The 16,000-nt window shown below is 65.2% G+C and carries 13 protein-coding genes; 7 read left to right on the top strand and 6 right to left on the bottom strand.

What is annotated here, in order from left to right; genetic code table 11:
* Positions 1-355: 355 nt before the first annotated feature.
* The 3 genes from greA to ACFFWD_RS38115 all read right to left on the bottom strand — a co-directional run bounded on the left by greA (position 356) and on the right by ACFFWD_RS38115 (position 3,519).
* Complete coding sequence (gene greA / locus ACFFWD_RS38125) at positions 356-838, bottom strand: transcription elongation factor GreA (RefSeq protein ID WP_376974512.1); 483 nt, start codon at positions 836-838, stop codon at positions 356-358.
* A 296-nt stretch (positions 839-1,134) separates the two neighbouring features.
* On the bottom strand, positions 1,135-2,724 hold the full coding sequence (locus ACFFWD_RS38120) for an ABC-F family ATP-binding cassette domain-containing protein (RefSeq protein ID WP_376974511.1): 1,590 nt from the start codon (positions 2,722-2,724) through the stop codon (positions 1,135-1,137).
* A gap of 123 nt (positions 2,725-2,847) precedes the next feature.
* Positions 2,848-3,519, bottom strand: a complete 672-nt coding sequence (locus ACFFWD_RS38115; RefSeq protein ID WP_376974510.1) for a CerR family C-terminal domain-containing protein — start codon at positions 3,517-3,519, stop codon at positions 2,848-2,850.
* A 271-nt stretch (positions 3,520-3,790) separates the two neighbouring features.
* Between ACFFWD_RS38115 and ACFFWD_RS38110 the strand changes: the two genes are divergently transcribed.
* The 5 genes from ACFFWD_RS38110 to ACFFWD_RS38090 all read left to right on the top strand — a co-directional run bounded on the left by ACFFWD_RS38110 (position 3,791) and on the right by ACFFWD_RS38090 (position 9,239).
* The gene (locus tag ACFFWD_RS38110) at positions 3,791-4,963 is read left to right on the top strand and encodes an oxygenase MpaB family protein (RefSeq protein ID WP_376974509.1); all 1,173 of its coding nucleotides are present in this window, start codon (positions 3,791-3,793) and stop codon (positions 4,961-4,963) included.
* An 878-nt stretch (positions 4,964-5,841) separates the two neighbouring features.
* On the top strand, positions 5,842-6,420 hold the full coding sequence (locus tag ACFFWD_RS38105) for a class I SAM-dependent methyltransferase (protein WP_376974508.1): 579 nt from the start codon (positions 5,842-5,844) through the stop codon (positions 6,418-6,420).
* A 10-nt stretch (positions 6,421-6,430) separates the two neighbouring features.
* Positions 6,431-7,090 carry a DedA family protein gene (locus ACFFWD_RS38100; protein WP_376974507.1) on the top strand — a complete coding sequence of 220 codons (660 nt, stop codon included), beginning with the start codon at positions 6,431-6,433 and terminating at the stop codon, positions 7,088-7,090.
* 239 nt (positions 7,091-7,329) lie between these two features.
* Positions 7,330-8,199 carry a UDP-2,3-diacylglucosamine diphosphatase gene (locus tag ACFFWD_RS38095; RefSeq protein ID WP_376974575.1) on the top strand — a complete coding sequence of 290 codons (870 nt, stop codon included), beginning with the start codon at positions 7,330-7,332 and terminating at the stop codon, positions 8,197-8,199.
* The gene (locus ACFFWD_RS38090; RefSeq protein WP_376974506.1) at positions 8,199-9,239 is read left to right on the top strand and encodes a glycosyltransferase family 4 protein; all 1,041 of its coding nucleotides are present in this window, start codon (positions 8,199-8,201) and stop codon (positions 9,237-9,239) included. The genes ACFFWD_RS38095 and ACFFWD_RS38090 overlap by 1 nt, the downstream gene beginning before the upstream one ends.
* Positions 9,240-9,277: 38 nt before the next feature.
* Here the strand turns inward: ACFFWD_RS38090 and ACFFWD_RS38085 are convergent, their stop codons facing one another.
* Complete coding sequence (locus tag ACFFWD_RS38085) at positions 9,278-10,597, bottom strand: Hsp70 family protein (RefSeq protein WP_376974505.1); 1,320 nt, start codon at positions 10,595-10,597, stop codon at positions 9,278-9,280.
* 121 nt (positions 10,598-10,718) lie between these two features.
* Complete coding sequence (locus ACFFWD_RS38080; RefSeq protein WP_376974504.1) at positions 10,719-11,675, bottom strand: LysR family transcriptional regulator; 957 nt, start codon at positions 11,673-11,675, stop codon at positions 10,719-10,721.
* Positions 11,676-11,777: 102 nt separating this feature from the next.
* On the opposite strand from ACFFWD_RS38080, the gene ACFFWD_RS38075 reads away from it, so the two are divergent.
* Positions 11,778-12,956, top strand: a complete 1,179-nt coding sequence (locus tag ACFFWD_RS38075) for an MFS transporter (RefSeq protein ID WP_376974503.1) — start codon at positions 11,778-11,780, stop codon at positions 12,954-12,956.
* Positions 12,957-12,977: 21 nt separating this feature from the next.
* On the opposite strand, the gene ACFFWD_RS38070 is transcribed toward ACFFWD_RS38075, so the two are convergent.
* A complete protein-coding gene (locus ACFFWD_RS38070) occupies positions 12,978-13,880 on the bottom strand; it encodes a helix-turn-helix transcriptional regulator (RefSeq protein ID WP_376974502.1) in 903 nt (300 codons plus the stop codon).
* A 319-nt stretch (positions 13,881-14,199) separates the two neighbouring features.
* On the opposite strand from ACFFWD_RS38070, the gene ACFFWD_RS38065 reads away from it, so the two are divergent.
* On the top strand, positions 14,200-15,840 hold the full coding sequence (locus tag ACFFWD_RS38065) for a flavin-containing monooxygenase (protein WP_376974501.1): 1,641 nt from the start codon (positions 14,200-14,202) through the stop codon (positions 15,838-15,840).
* The last annotated feature ends 160 nt before the right edge of the window (positions 15,841-16,000 follow it).

The raw sequence follows: 16,000 nt of genomic DNA, 5'->3' as shown, positions 1-16,000 counted from the left end.
CGCGCAGCACGAAGCTTCTCAATCGGGATGGTCCAGGATGACGTTCGCGCATTGCCTAATCGCGGCCGGTGGCTTGCTGTTGTTGGCCAGCTTCGTCGGATTTGCCTTCAAGAGAAACGCGCTTCATTCGACGGCGCGCATTTAGCAACAGCAGAGATTTGGTTCCGACAGTCTCGCTCATTTGGTTGAGCGAGGCCAACGGGATGGCCGCACCGCCGCGCGGCCTGACAGCCGAGCACCGCGCCTACGACCTGCCCCAAGGCGATGCGTGCTCGGCTGTCGCTATTTGATCAACCGTCACCGTTCGAAACATTGATTGCGTGAAAGCAAGGGCCCCGGCGCGGGACGTCAATCGCTATGCGATCGCGACAATCTGGATTTCCTGACCCGACGTCTCGATGACGTCTCCAACAGACTTGCCCATCAAAAGCCTGGCGATCGGTGAAACGAAGGAGATCGTTGCCTTCTTCGGGTCGGCCTCGTCTTCACCCACAATTCGATACGTCTGGACACGTCCGTCGTCGCGGCTGAAGGTGACCGTGCTTCCGAAGCTGACGGTGTCGAACGTTGTTGGATCAGGAATCACCTGAGCCGTTCGAACCCGCGCTGCGAAGTATCGCGCATCTCGCAGTGGCAGCGCACCTTGTCGCCGCCGCTCGTTCACATCCTCGATCCTTTGCGAGATGTCGTGGGCTTCCTGGGCCTCCTTCAATTGGGCTTCCAGGGCCTTCAGCCCTGCCGCAGTGACGAGGTTCGGGTGAGGCGAGATCGGGCGGTCCGGCAGCAGTGTCTCTGATGCGGTTTCGGCACTGTCTTCCTTGGTGAATGCGACGCTCACGCGTGGAACTCCTGCAACGAGGCGCGAGCCGGCGCGCCGACTTCTCTCTTTCCTTCGCGATGCCCTGCAACCCGCATGCCTGCGCCTCGGCTCTTTGAGAGTTTCGCATGCCAGCGTTACCGTCCAACGGCTCACAAGCAGGTCGGGATCAGCGCGCCAGTTTACGCCCCCGATCCGAAGTCCGCAAACGCTGATCGGGGCCGTGATCGTCGTCTATGATCGCTGGTCTTTGCGAAGCTCGATCTGATGCAGCGTTTCTTCCGCTCTTGAGCGGATCGCGCCTCCAGCTCTCCGCGTCATCGCCACGAAGCGAGATCCAGCCTGCGTGTGATCGCGATGGCCTCAAGGAAGGCTTCATCGTGGCTGACGACCAGCAGCGCTCCGTCATAGGCCCGCAATCCGGCCTCGACCGCTTCGATCGACTCGATGTCCAGATGATTGGTCGGCTCGTCGAGGATCAGGAGAGGTGGTGGCGTCGATCCCACCAGCACACAGGCGAGGCCGGCGCGAAGCAACTGCCCGCCGCTGAGGCACGCGACGGTCTGCAGGGCGGCATCGGCCCGGAACATGAATCGGGCGAGCGCAGCCCGACACTCATTTTCGCTGGCCTCCGGATTGATGCGTTTGAAGTTGTCCAGAATGGTGCTTGAGGCATCGAGCAGACTGACCGTCTGGTCGAACATGGCAAAGTCGGGCGCGACCTGCACTGTGCCCGCCGCCGGCGGCAGATCACCGCCGATCAGCTTCAGCAATGTCGTCTTGCCGGAGCCGTTGGGCCCGACAAGGGCGACGCGCTCCGGCCCGGTGATTGACAGAGTGAGATTGCGCAGGATTGGCTCGTCCGGCCGATAGCCGACACTTGCATCTTCGATCCGCAGAACCGTCTTGCCGGCCGGCAGGTGCGTCGACGGAAGATGAACCGAGAACGGTTGAAGCACCTCAATGCGCTTGCGCGCTGCGGTCGCGGCTTCCTGCGCCTGTGTCCGCCGGCGTTCCGCGAGGCGGGCGTTTTCGCCGCTCGTGTCTTCGCTGCGGTCCTTGCGCAGGCCGGCAACGATGCGCGGCATGTCACCCTTCGCGCGCTTGCGATTGCCTGCGCCATCCTTGCGCGCCTTCCTTTCGGCGGTTTGCCTCTCCTTCCGGTCGATGTCGGCGACGCGCTTTTCGGCATCGGCCAGGTCGCGCCGGGCGGCCGCCAGCTCGACCGCCTTGCGGTCCCGGTACTGGCTCCAATTGCCGCCATAGCGTCTGGCTTCCAGCGATGTCAGTTCGACGATCGCGTCAACGGCTTCCAGCAGCTCGCGGTCGTGGCTGACAATGATCGCGCCATGTCGCCAGCCGGCGATTAGATTGATCAGTGCCTTGCGTCCCTCGCGGTCCAGGTTGTTGGTGGGCTCATCCAGCAGCAGGAAGTCAGGTTCGGCGAATATGAGCGCGGCGAGGCGAGCCCTGGTGTTCTGTCCGCCGGAGAGCGTTGCCAGGGGCGCGTCGAGGGCATCGTCCAGTCCCACACGGCCGAGCGCGGAAGCGATGCGCCCTTCCAGCGTCCAGTCGACATCTGCGAGTTCTTCGGTGGTGGCATGGCCCTGTTCGGCACGACGCTGCGCGACAAGGGCCTGTCGTGCGCCGAACAGGTCGATAACCGTTTCATCGTGCTTCACCTGAACCGTCTGATGCAGCACTCCGACGCGTCCCTCGACCGAAACCGTGCCGGAGTGTGGCGGGCGCGCGCCTGCGATCAGGGCGAGAAGCGTCGTTTTTCCGATGCCGTTGCGGCCAACGAGGCCGGTCCGTTCGGGCCCGAAACTCAGACTGATGTTGGAGAGGAGCGATCGGCCGTCAGGCGCGGACAGGGTCAGATTGGAGAGCGTGATCGAAATGGGCATGACGATGGATTTCCCCGTTGGCAAGGCTGAGTGGCGTTGCAGTCGGGATGAAATCCATGGCGGTACGCATCCTGTCGGTTGATCAATTCGAGTGATCTAGTTGCTGTTCGAATCCAGATCAAGTCACGCGAGCGCGTCGACTTGTGCTTCGAGCGCTTCGATCACCATCGTCAGCGAGGCCGCTTCGCCAATCGTCCGCGAAATGATGGCCGCGCCGGATTGGAAGCCGGTCAAACCCGCAATCATTAGCACGGCGCGGACGCGTGCCTGCGCCGTGGTCAATTTCTCTCCGGAAGCGGCGATGATCAGCTTCGCGACCAGCTCGATTCCCGGCCGCCACAGCCCGGCGTAGAGAATCTCGAATGCGGGCCCGGGGTCCGCCAGCTCGCGTTGAACAAACAGCCGATTCTGGGCGCTCGCGGATGTCAGAAGGAACCGCGCCAAAGCAGTGAGCAGAAGCTTCAACTGCGCTCGGGCGCCGGCCGGATCAGGCGGCCCCTGCAGCGACGCGAAGGCGGTCTGGCCGACGTCATCCATTCCTTCGCGATAGCGCGCCAGGATTTCATGCGCGCAGGCCAGATAAAGGCCTTCCTTATTGCCAAAGTAGTAGTTGAGCGCGGGCAGGTTGATGCCCGCCTCTTCGGCGATCTGGCGCGTCGTAACCGCGGCGAAGCCGCTGTTGCCGAAAGCGGAGAGGGCGACGTTGAGGATGCGGACGCGCGTTTCGTCGCCCTTCCTGTAACCGGTCGTGGCCGACCGCGTCGGCGGTGGGAGGGGGCTGTTTTTCGAGTTCATCGCTAAATCATATCACCTGATATTAATCTGTTGCATTTCATATCGGCTGATATAAATTTGGCCTGACCATAGCTACCAGCCGATTTCAGGGGGAGACGCGCATGCAGACCGAAACGTTAGAGAGGCTGCGTAGCAATGTCGCGGCCCAAAGAGAAAAATTCCCGAAATCTACGGCAGGGTCGATTTTTCCATCGTCCCGGAGCGATTTGCCGGAGATATCGGCGTCACGAGCGCCCTCTCCAGCAAATACGCTGCCGCCCGCGCGGCGCTGTTGGCCGATGCCGACCGCATGGCGTTCATCCGCAGCTACACCATGATGGGCGATCCGGCAGCCGATGCCTATGCCGCACTGATGCGCGAATACGGCTTCCGCCGGCTGGTCGCCATGCTGGTTCAGGCGTGCGAGGCGGGAGTCGAGGCGGTGCCCGATGCGCCGCGCGAACTCATCGCCCTGATCCGCGACATGGAGCGAACGCCCGCCTGGCTCGACATGACGCTGGTCGAGGAAGGCGCAAGGATCGATCGCAACGGCGCCGCCAATCTGAGCCCCTTTCTCATCCGTGGCGCGTTTCTCGCAACCTTCATGAACAAGTACGCGGCGCTGCCGATGGCGATCACCAACGCACTGTCGAGCGGCACGTCGGCGCGGCGCGTCAAGGAAACCGCGACGTTCTTCGCCACCTCGGTGCTTCCGGGTGCGCTCGGGCGTTTCGGCCCGGGTTTCAAGGCGGCCGCGATGGTGCGGCTGATGCACTCCATGGTGCGCGCCAACGTGATGCGCCGGGCCGACAATTGGGACCTTGCGGTCTACGGCATCCCGATCCCGCAGGTCGACCAGATGCCCGCCGGACTGATCCCGATCTTCCTGCTGGCGCAGCAGGTGCTGGCAGATGGCCGCACGCAGTTCACGCCGGCGGAGCGGGCCCGCGTCGAGCTCGCGCGCTACCGCTGCTTCCTCCTCGGCCTGCCGGAGGACCTGCTCGCCGATACACCGAAGGGAATTGTCGAGCTCATGCTCTTGCGTTCTGCGACGCTGCGGGCCGGCTACGATGACAAGACGTGTGGCGAACTGGTTCGGGCAACGATGGCTGCAACCCTGCGGTCTGACGAATCCCTTGGCAGCCGTCTCTTCGAGATCTTCGAACGCAGCTTCTCGAAGGTGTTCTTCGTGAACAGCTTCCTGAACGGCGACAAGGCCAGAGCCGCATCGATCGGTGTTCCCATCACCGCGAGGGATCGCGCTCTCACGGCGCTGGCGGGGCTTTTCGTCTACACCAGGCTTGCGTTGCACCGGTTGGCATCCCGCATTCCCGGTGTGCGGGAGGTAGCCGAGCGGCGCCTGGTCAAGAGAATCGAAAACCAGCTGAAGGATTATGGCCACGCCGAATTCACGACGGACGCCTCCGCCTACCGGCCGGCCCATCCCTCGGTCGCGAAGTCTTAAGCCCGCGTCGTTGCGGCGTGGATGCTAGAGCATAGTGAGGTTAGGTTTGATTGGCGACCGCGACCGCGACGGCGCTGCGCTCCCTCTCCCGCTTGCGGGGGAGGGCTGGGGTGGGGGCTCTCTCCACGAATCGTACTGTGGAGAGAGCCCCCACCCGACGCGCTCCGGACGACGCTTCGCGTCGCTCGGCGCGCGTCGACCTCCCCCGCAAGCGGGAGAGGTAAGCGAGTCTGGGGACAGCCGATTCAACCAACAATCATCACGTTCTAGCGTCGCTGCGGCCATATCGCGGTCGCAGGGATGTCAGCCGCCGCGCGCCAACGGCTTGCCGAGGTAATCGTGCACGCCCTTGTCGAGGCCGCCGATCAAGTCCGCAAGCTCGCCGCGGGCGGTGAGCACCAACACCGCACGGCATTGCCGCGCTCGCGCAGTTTCGGAATTAGCGACAGGCCATCGCCGCCGGGGAGCTGGCGATCGCGCATAATCGCGTCGTAATTGCCCACGGCCGCGATCGCCTCGGCCTCGCACAGGTCCGGCTCGTCTTCCATCAATCGCAGTCGCATCGAGACGCGCTCGTCGTCGCCCTCGCCGAGTTTACGTCGCATTCATTGCGGCAACCTTGCGGCCTCGTCAGGCGAAAACGTCGCGGATGATTTTCTGAAAAATGAGGCGTCGCGACAGGTTCACGCAAACTTTGCGTGAGACTGAAGACAGCGTCGGGCCCGGCTTGATTTTCCTGCTTCACCCGACGTGGCTCATTTCGCGCGTGCCGCCGCTTTCGACGGCGGGCACACGCAAGCGGAAAGACATTTGAATGGCCCTGCTACCGAACCACCGCCGCGCGATCGGCTGCGTCTCAACCGCAAGTGAGATCGGCCATGTCGGCTGCTGACATCCTGCCGTTCTTCCTCGCATGGGTGCGCAATCCGATGCGCGTTGCCGCCGTCGCGCCGTCGGGCCCGGTTGCGGCGTCGCTGATGGCGCAGGAGATATCCGCCGACACCGGTCCGGTCATCGAGCTCGGCCCCGGCACCGGCGTGTTCACGCACGCGCTGCTCCGTCGCGGCGTCAGGCAGCAGGATCTGACGCTGGTCGAATACGGCTCCGATTTCATCCCGCTGCTGCAGCAGCGCTTCCCCGGCGCGCGGGTGCTGTGGATGGACGCAGCCTGGCTGGTGAAGGAGAAGCTGTTCGAGGGGGCGCCGGTCGGCGCCGTCGTCTCTGGGCTCGGGCTGCTCACGATGCCGCCGGAGAAGGTGCTGGCGATCCTCGGCGGCGCATTTGCCTATCTCCGCCCGGACGGCGCGTTCTACCAGATCACCTACGGCCCGCGCTGCCCCGTTCCCGACGCGATCCTCGATCGCCTCGACCTGCGGGCCAGCTGCATCGGGCAGACTTTCCGCAACCTGCCGCCGGCCTCGGTGTACCGGATCAGCCGCCGTCCTCCTTACGCGTGATCGAGGCATCATGGACACGTCGAGCACGATCGCATTGTTTCTGCACTTCGGCCTCTTGGGCATCGGATGCCTCGCGGTCGCCGAGAAATTCATTCCGCTGTTTCCGTCCTACGTGCTGCTGATGCTGCTCGGTCTCACCGTGTCCGATGGCGCTATGCTCGCCATGACCATCGTGGCGACAAGCGTAGGCTCCGTCGTCGGTGCTATCGGCTGGTACGGGCTCGGCCGCGCGCTCGGCTCGCAGCGCATCGAGCGACTGGTGGGGACTTACGGCAAATACGTGCTGCTGCGGCCTTCGTTCTATCAGCAGCTCACCAATGCCTATCGCGGCAATCATTTCTGGGTGACGTTGATCGGCCAGACGCTGCCGACCGTGCGAATCTATCTTGCTCTGCCGGCCGGCGTGCTGCGGCTCGAGCCGCGCGCCTTCGTTGCGGCCACCGCGATCGGCACCGTGATCTGGAACATGCCGTTCCTCAGCCTCGGCTACGCGCTGCGCGGCAGCGGCCAGGATCCGGTCAGCATCGGCTTCTGGGTGGTCGCCATCCTCATCGCCGTGGAGGTCGCAATCATCCTCGGGCTTCGCTTCTACAAGCGCGCGATCGCGCGGCCGCGCCGCGCGCCGTCGCGCGCCATCGCCGCCCCCAAGCCTGTCGAGGAGATCGCATGAGAGCCCTGTTGTCCCGCTTCCGGCCCGGCTCCCACACCATCGAGCATCTCACCGCCGCGCTGCTGACCCTGCTTGCCGGCCTTCAGTTCGGCATAGCTGTGTCCGACGGGCGGCATCGTGGCGCGCAACTCGCGCTGTTGGTGTTTGCCGTCGCGGTCTACTGGCATCGCTCGATCTTCCGGCGACGCGCCAACCGCGATGTGACGAAAGCCGTCGCGGGCCTGGCGGAAGCCGCGGCAATGGCGTTCCTGCGCGAGGGCGGCAATTGCGACCATCAGGCGCAGCGCCAGGACCTGATCGCGTCGTCGCCGCGCGACGTCGTCAGGGTCAGAAGCCTTTTCATCTCCGATGTTCATCTCGGCACCAGGGGATGCCAGGCCGAGCGGCTGATCGACCTTCTCCGGCACCACGACGCCGACACGGTGTATCTGGTCGGCGACATCGTCGACGGCTGGTATCTGCGGTCGAGCTGGTATTGGCCGAGCGCGCACAATGCTGTCGTGCAGGAGCTCGTCGAGCTCGCGCGGCGCGGCAAGCGGCTCGTCTATGTGGCCGGCAATCACGACGAGTTCGTCCGCGACTATGTCGGCTCGACCTTCGGCGGCCTCGAGGTGGTTGAGCATGCGATCCACCGCGGGATCGACGGCCGCGACTATCTCGTCGTTCACGGCGATCATTTCGATCTCGTCGTGCGCCACGCCCGCTGGCTCGCGCTGCTCGGCGATGTCGGCTATCGCACCGCGCTCGCCGCCAACGTCTGGCTCAACTGGATCCGGAGCCGGTTCGGGCTTGCCTACTGGTCGTTCTCGTCCTGGGCGAAACTCCGGGTCAAGAATGCGGTCAACCACATCAGCCGCTTCGAGGAGGTGCTGTCATCGGAAGCGCGGCGCCACAATGCCGAGGGCGTGATCTGCGGCCACATCCATCACGCGGCGATGCATGACGATTTCGGCATCCGCTACATCAACACCGGCGACTGGGTGGAATCCTGCACCGGCGTGGTCGAGCATCATGACGGGCAGTTCGAGATCATCCGCTGGGCCGAGGCGCGGCCACGGCAGATGGCCGGCGAGGCGAGCGTCGTGCCGTTCGCAAGGGCGGTCGCCTGATGCGCGTGCTGGTGGCAACCGACGCCTGGCGTCCGCAGGTCAACGGCGTGGTTCGCTCGCTTGAATATCTCGCGAGCGAAGCGCCGTCGTTCGGCGCCGATATCGAATTCCTCACGCCGGGCGATTTCCGCACCGTGCCGCTGCCGGGCTACCGGGAGATTCGCCTGGCGCTGGCCACCGTGGGGCGCATCGAGCGCGCGATCAAACGGCTGCGCCCGGACTCTGTGCATATCGCGACCGAGGGGCCGATCGGCTGGATCACGCGCTACGTCTGCCAGACCCGCGGCTATCCGTTCACGACGAGCTATCACACCCGCTTTCCCGAATATCTGGCGGCGCGGCTGCCGGTGCCGCTGAAGTGGAGCTATGCGGCGTTGCGCCGCTTCCATAACAGTGGCGACGGCACCATGGTCGGCTCGCCGACGCTGGAGCAGGCGCTGAAGGCGCACGGCTTCCGCAACCTGATGCCGTGGTCGCGCGGCGTCGACGCCGAGCTGTTTCGTCCGCGCAGCGTGCGGCCGCTCAGCTTCGCGGGACCGGTGTTCCTGTATGTCGGCCGCGTCGCGGTCGAAAAGAATCTCGAGGCATTCCTCAATCTCGACCTGCCGGGTTCGAAGGTCGTGGTCGGCGACGGGCCACTGCGTACGAGCCTCGAGGCGCGATTTCCGCAAGCGCATTTCTTGGGCACGCGGACCGGACGCGCGCTCGCCGACGTCTACGCCTCGGCCGACGTCTTCGTCTTCCCGAGCCTGACCGATACGTTCGGGATGGTGATCCTGGAAGCGCTGGCGTGCGGCCTGCCGGTTGCGGCCTTTCCGGTGATGGGGCCGCTCGACGTGATCGGCAAGTCTGGCTGCGGTTGTCTCGATCCCGATCTCCGCCGCGCCGCGCTCGCTGCACTTGAGGTGCCGCGTGAAAAATGCCGGGCCTACGCCCTGACCTTCACCTGGCGCGAAAGCGTGCGGCAGTTCCTCGACAACGTCAAACGGGCGCATGGCATGCTCGCCGACGCCGCACGGCCGCTGCTTGTGGGTGTTTGACGAAGGCTCGCACGCAATAGGTCGCGAGACGACACCACTCAGGCCGCGGCCGCAACGGTCCAGCGGTCCGGGTCCGGCGTGTGGCCGATCAGGGCGAGGCCGTAGGCGATCGATTCGAACTGATCGGCCGATGTCAGCCGTTCCGCGCCGAAGCGCTCGGCGAACAGGCGCTGCACCGCCGGCACGAACGAGGTGCCGCCGGTCAAGAACACCTTCTCGACGTCGCGCGCGGTGATGCCGGCGCTGGCCAGCGCCTCGTCGACGGTTGCGCCCAAGCGTTCGATGTCGTCGGCGATCCACTCTTCGAAATCGCTGCGGGTGACGGTCGCGGCGATATCGATGCCCTCGCGGTCAAAACGGAATTCGACGCTGTCCTGGGTCGACAGCGCGACCTTGGTGTCGGACACCGCGCGATAGAGCGAAAAGCCGAGATCGTGATCGACGATGGTGATGAAATCCTCCAGCGGCGCGGGATCGAGCGCGGTGCGCACGAGCTGCTTGAGGTCGCGCAAATCGTTGCTTCCCTTCATCATCGCGAGCTGATGCCAGCGGGCGAGGCTGGAATAATAGTGATTGGGGATCGGCAGCACCTTGTTGAACGAGCGGTAGCTCGTGCCCTTGCCGAGCCGCGGCGAGACGATGTGGTCGACGATGCGATAGTCGAAAGTGTCGCCGGCAATGCCGATGCCGGAATGCCCGAGCGGCTCGGCGCGCAGCACGCCGCCCTTGCGCGAGAAGCGCATCACGGAGAAGTCGCTGGTGCCGCCGCCGAAATCAGCGACCAGCACGGTGGCGTCGTGGTCGAGTTGCCGGGCGAAGGAGAACGCGGCGCCGACCGGCTCGTAGACATAGCGCGCGTGGCCGGCGCCCAGCCGCTCGAACGCGGCCTGGTAGCGCTGCATGGCGAGCGCATCGTCGGGATTGCCGCCGGCGAAGCGCACCGGGCGGCCGACCATGACGGTCGGCGCGCCGAGATCGAAGCCGTCGCCGGCGTGACGCGCCAGCGTGCGCAGGAACGCCGCCAGGAGGTCCTCGAACTTGTAGCGCTGCCGGAAGATCTGGGTGGTGTTGAAGGCCGTGCTCGCCGCGAACGTCTTGAACGACTGGATGAAGCGATGGATGGTGCGGCCCTCGAGGAACTGCTCGATCGCCCACGGCCCGCCCTCGGCGCGCGCATGTAGCCCGCTGCCCGGCCGCTCCTCCCAGAAGCACAAGGCCGACACATAGACGCTATGGGTCCGGCCGCCATGGTCGAACCTGATGGCCTCGACGCGGCCATCGCCGTCGGACAGCGCCACCACGGTGTTGCTGGTGCCGAAATCGACGCCGATCGAGACGGCGGGCGGGGCGCTCGACATGTCATGCTCTGATTGTGATGTGAAAGGGGGCGGACGTTTAGCGGCTTTGGCCGGCTTTGCCAAGCGCTCGCGGCGCCGCAGCGTTCACGATCTGGCTATCGCGCGGCGGGCGTTGCCGCCGTCACCGGCTGGTCACGATCTTCCACTTTCCCTTCGCGTCACGCCGCAGCGACGGATCGCCGATGCGGATGTGCTGTGAGAGGAAATCGATGAAGGCGCGCACCCGCGCCGGCAGCGGCCCGGCATGGCCGACATAGACGGCGTGGATGTCCTCGCGGTCGCCGGGATTGTAGTTTTGCAGCACCGGTACGAGACGGCCCGCCTCGATGTCGGGGCCGATGTGGAACAGCGCGAGCCGCGCGAGCCCGATGCCGCCGAGCGCGAGCTGGCGGGCGGCCTCGCCATTGCTGGCGCGTGCGATCGGCGGCGGCAACGCCTCCTGGAGTTGCTCGTTGCGGTGGAACGGCCAACCACGGATGCTGCGCGGAAAGGTCCAGCCGATGCCGCGATGGCCGGCGAGATCGGCCGGCGTCTTCGGTGCGCCGAAGCGGGCGAGATAGGACGGGGCTGCGACCACCACCATGCGGCTGGTGCCGAGCTTGCGGGCGACGAGGCGCGAGGCGCTGAGCGGACCGACGCGGATCGCGACGTCGGCGCGCTCCTGCATCAGGTCGATCAACGTATCGGTGAGGGTGATGTCGAGCGTGATGTCGGGATTCTCGCCCATGAAACGCGGCAACAGCGGCATCACATGCAGCATGCCGAACGGAATGTTGCTGTTGACGGTGAGGTGGCCGCGCGGTGTGCAGGATGCCGCCTCGCGTTCGGCCTCGTCGATATCGGCGAGGATGCGCAGGGCGCGCTCGTAGAAGGCCTGCCCTTCCTCGGTGAGCTGGAGCTTGCGCGTGGTGCGGTTGACGAGCCGGGTGCCGAGCCGCGCTTCCAGCCGGGAAACCAGCTTGCTGACACCCGACGGCGTCTGCCGGAGATTCTTTGCAGCAGCGGTGAAGCCGCCAAGGTCGACGACACGGACGAAGACGTCCATCTCGCCGGAGCGGTTGGTATCGGATCGGGCCACGTTGAATTCACGTCACAAATGATTGGATTGGCGCCATCCTAATCCTTACGTGCCGACGTCGCTATGTCCCCGGCGCAATTCCCATCCGCTCCGGAGCGACCCATGCCTCTTGCTGTTCTTGCCCTGACCGCCGGTGCCTTCGGCATCGGCACCACAGAATTCCTCATCATGGGCTTGCTGCTGCAGGTCGCCGCCGACATGCAGGTGTCGGTCCCCGTGGCGGGTCTGTTGATGTCCGGCTATGCGCTCGGCGTCTTCGTCGGCGCGCCGATCCTGACGCTTCTGACGCGGCGGATGCCGCGCAAGGCGGTGCTGCTGGCGCTGATGGCGATCTTCACCCTCGGCAACGCCGCCTGCGCGCTGGCGCCGAACTATACGCTGCTGATGGCGGCGCGCATCCTCACCTCGCTCGCGCACGGTACCTTCTTCGGCGTCGGCTCGGTGGTGGCGACGAGCCTCGTCCCTGAGGACAAGCGCGCGTCGGCGATCGCCACGATGTTCATCGGGCTAACGGTCGCAACCCTGCTCGGCGTACCGTTTGGCGCCTGGTTCGGCCTGATGCTCGGCTGGCGCGCCGCGTTCTGGGCGGTGACCGCGATCGGTGTCGCGGCGTTCGTCGTGCTGTCGGTGCTGGTGCCCGGCCATGTCGGCAACAGCGACAAGCCCGCGCCGCTGCGCCAGGAACTGGCCGTGCTCGGCCGCCCGCAGGTTCTGCTCGGGCTTGCCATGACGGTGTTTGGCTTCGGCGGCCTGTTCGTGGTCTTCACCTATGTGCAGCCGATCCTGACGCGCCTGACCGGCTTCTCGGAGGCTGCGGTGTCGCCGATCCTGTTGGTGTTCGGTGCCGGCCTTGCGATCGGCAATGTCGCGGGCGGCCGGCTCGCCGACAAGGGGCTCGCGCGCGCCTTGATCGTGACGCTCGGCGGGCTCGCAATCGTGCTCGTGGCGCTCGCGGCCGTGCTCTCGATCAAGCCGCTCGCGGTTGCGGTGCTGTTCCCGCTCGGCATCGGCGCCTTTGCCACCGTCGCGCCGCTGCAACTGAGTGTGCTCGAAGCGGCCGGCGTGGAAGGGCGCACGCTGGCGTCGAGCCTGAATATCGCGGCCTTCAATCTCGGCAACGCGCTTGGCGCCTGGGCCGGCGGACTCAGCATCGATCACAATTTCGGCCTCGGCGCGCTGCCGCTGGTGGCGGCCGCGATCACGGCGGTCGGGTTGCTGCTCGCGCTTTGGAGCCTGCGGCTCGACCGGCCGGCGGTGGCCGTGGCGTGCCCGGCGGAATGAGGGGCCGCGGACGCCCCGGTCTCACGCCTCGATCGTCGTCTCGCAGACCTGTCGGCGATATTCGGCGGGCGTGACGTTCATGTGCTGCCGGAAGACGCGATTGAGGTGGCTCTGATCGGCGAAGCCGGCGAGCAGCGCGATCTCCTTCAGCGCGACGCGGTCCTTGCGCAGATGCCGGCACGCATGCTCCACCTTGCGCCGCAGGACATAGGCATGCGGCCGCATGCCGTAGTGAACCCGGAATTTGCGGGCGAACTGCACCGGCGTGCAATTGCAGATGTTCGCGAGCTCCTCCAGCGTGATGTTCCGGAAGATGTTCTGCTCGATGTAGTCCTCGATCAGCCGCGCATGCGCCGGCCTGAACCGTCCCTGCGCGCACGGCATCTTGAATTCGATCGCCGCGTATTTGCGCAGGATGTGCACGCTCGCCTGCAGCGCCAGCGCATCGTAGCAGAGACGGCCGCCCGGACCGCCTGCCGCAACTTCCTGAACCATCTGGTCGTTGATCCAGGTCAGGATCGGATCCTCGACCTTGAGCAGGTCGTGAAGTTCGATCGATTCAGCGTCGCGGTCGAAGGCATCGCTCGCGGTCTTCGTCATGAGGGCGGGAGCGATGTAGAAATGGGTGACCTCGATGTCGTTCTTCCATTGCCAGCTTGATGGCTCGGCGCGCGTCAGGAATGACGTGACGCCGCGGCCGACATGATCCTGCTTCCACGCGCCGGTGACGCGGCGGTTCATCGACGTCACGCCGTCGCGATAGAGCACGAGAAGGAAGTTTGCTGATGGGGGGACCCAGATGTCTGACGGCGCATAGCGGAAAATCCGCAGCCGGAAGTCGTTCCTCCCGACCGAGGCGCTGTCCAACTTCAGCTCACCGGGAGCGTAGCGTGGCAGCTCCTCGACCGTGATCAACTGGCCCATCGCGCGAGCCTCCTCCTTGGAATCCGTCCCTCGAAATCCCTGGCGCGGGTGACTGCTTGTTTTCCTTGGCCGGCCGGCGACGCAGATTAAGCCGCTTTTGCCGTTTGCCAAGCACGTCAGCCGGCGATCGCGGCGATTGAACGGCCGCGTTCCAGAGATTGTCTGTTTCATCCAAGTCGCGAAGGCCGCAGGCCCCTTAGCCTCCTCTGCGTCTCGGCGGCCTGACCATGCCGCCGAGGCTCAATTTGGCGCAACGCACCGTCATCCGGCGACACAGCGGATGGGAAAGGGCGTGCGAGAGACCACACAGGAGGGAACCATGACCGAGACCGCAACCAGGTCCAATGGAAGCAATGGCGCACATGCGACGTCCAAACTCGACGCCGTGGTAATCGGTGCCGGCGTCGCCGGCCTCTATCAACTGTTCCGCCTGCGCGAGCAGGGCTTGAATGTCAGGGCGATCGATGCCGGGTCAAGCGTCGGCGGCACCTGGTACTGGAATCGCTATCCGGGCGCGCGCTTCGATTCCGAAGGCCACACCTATCAGTACCTGTTCTCCGAGGATCTCTACAAAGGCTGGAGCTGGAGCGAGCGGTTCCCGGGGCAGCCGGAAATCGAGCGCTGGCTGAATTACGTCGCCGACCGCCTCGACCTCAAGAAGGACATCCAGTTCGGCACCACGGTCAAGAGCGCGCATTTCAATGAGGCGACGCAACGCTGGCTGGTGACGACGGACAAGGGCGAGGTGATCGACACCCAGTTCCTGGTCACCTGCTGCGGCATGCTCTCGGCGCCGCACGTGTCCTTCCCGGGACAGGAGAGCTTCAAGGGCAAGCTATTCCACACCGCGCGCTGGCCCAAGGGGCCGATCGAGCTTGCCGGCAAGCGGGTCGGGGTGGTCGGCAACGGCGCAACCGGAATCCAGGTGATCCAGTCGATCGCCGGCGAGGTCGGCCATCTCAAGGTGTTCATCCGCACCCCGCAATACATCATCCCGATGAAGAACCCGAAATGGGGTGCGTCGGATGCCGAGGCCTACAAGTCGAAGTTCAAATTCCTCACCGAACGGCTGCCGAAGACCTTCACCGGCTTCGAGTTCGACTTCGAGCACCTCTGGGCCGACCTGACGCCCGCGCAACGCCGCCAGGTGATCGAGGACTGCTGGAACGACGGATCCCTGAAATTGTGGGTTTCGTCCTTCGCCGAATTGTTCTTCGACGAAGCCGTCAACGCCGAGATCACCGAATTCGTGCGCGAGAAGATGCGCGAGCGGCTCAAGGACCCCAAGCTGTGCGAACAGCTTATTCCGACCGATTACGGCTTCGGCACGCACCGGGTGCCGCTGGAGAGCAATTTCCTCGAGGCCTTCCACCGGCCCAATGTCGAGATCGTCAGTGTCAAGGACAATCCGATCGCGCGCATCACGCCTGGGGGCATCCAGACCGCCGATGGCACCGTGCACGAATTCGACGTCATCATCCTGGCGACCGGCTTCGACGCCGGAACGGGCGCGTTGACGCGCATCGACATCCGCGGCCGCGACGGGCGCTCGCTGAAGGAGGATTGGGGCCGGGACATCCGCACCACCATGGGTCTGCAGGTCCACGGCTACCCGAACCTGTTCACGACCGCGGTGCCGCTCGCGCCCTCCGCCGCGCTCTGCAACATGACCACTTGCCTGCAGCAGCAGGTCGAGTGGATCTCCGATTGCATCAAATATCTGCGCGGCAAGGATCTGAACGTCATCGAGCCGGCCAGGGAGACCGAGGACCAGTGGGTGGCGCATCACGATGAGACGGCCAACGCAACGCTGATCGCGAAGACCAACTCCTGGTATCTCGGCTCGAATGTCGAAGGCAAGCCGCGCCGGGTGCTGTCCTACTGCGGCGGCGTCGGTACCTATCGCCAGAAATGCGACGAGGTCGCCGCGAGCGGCTATCAGGGCTTTGCCATGCAGTAGGCGCGATTTCGTAGCCTCGATGGAGCGAAGCGCAATCCGGGGACTTATGCCGCAACGGTGACACCGAGCCCGGATTTCGCTTCGCTCCATCCGGGCTACGCAGGCGAAGACCGAGCGGGAGGCCGTTCGTGAAAGCAGCCATCCCGATCGAGGCTGACCA

This window comes from Bradyrhizobium erythrophlei, from assembly GCF_042430365.1.
GTDB lineage: Bacteria > Pseudomonadota > Alphaproteobacteria > Rhizobiales > Xanthobacteraceae > Bradyrhizobium > Bradyrhizobium erythrophlei.
This window is presented reverse-complemented; position numbering and strand designations above follow the sequence as displayed.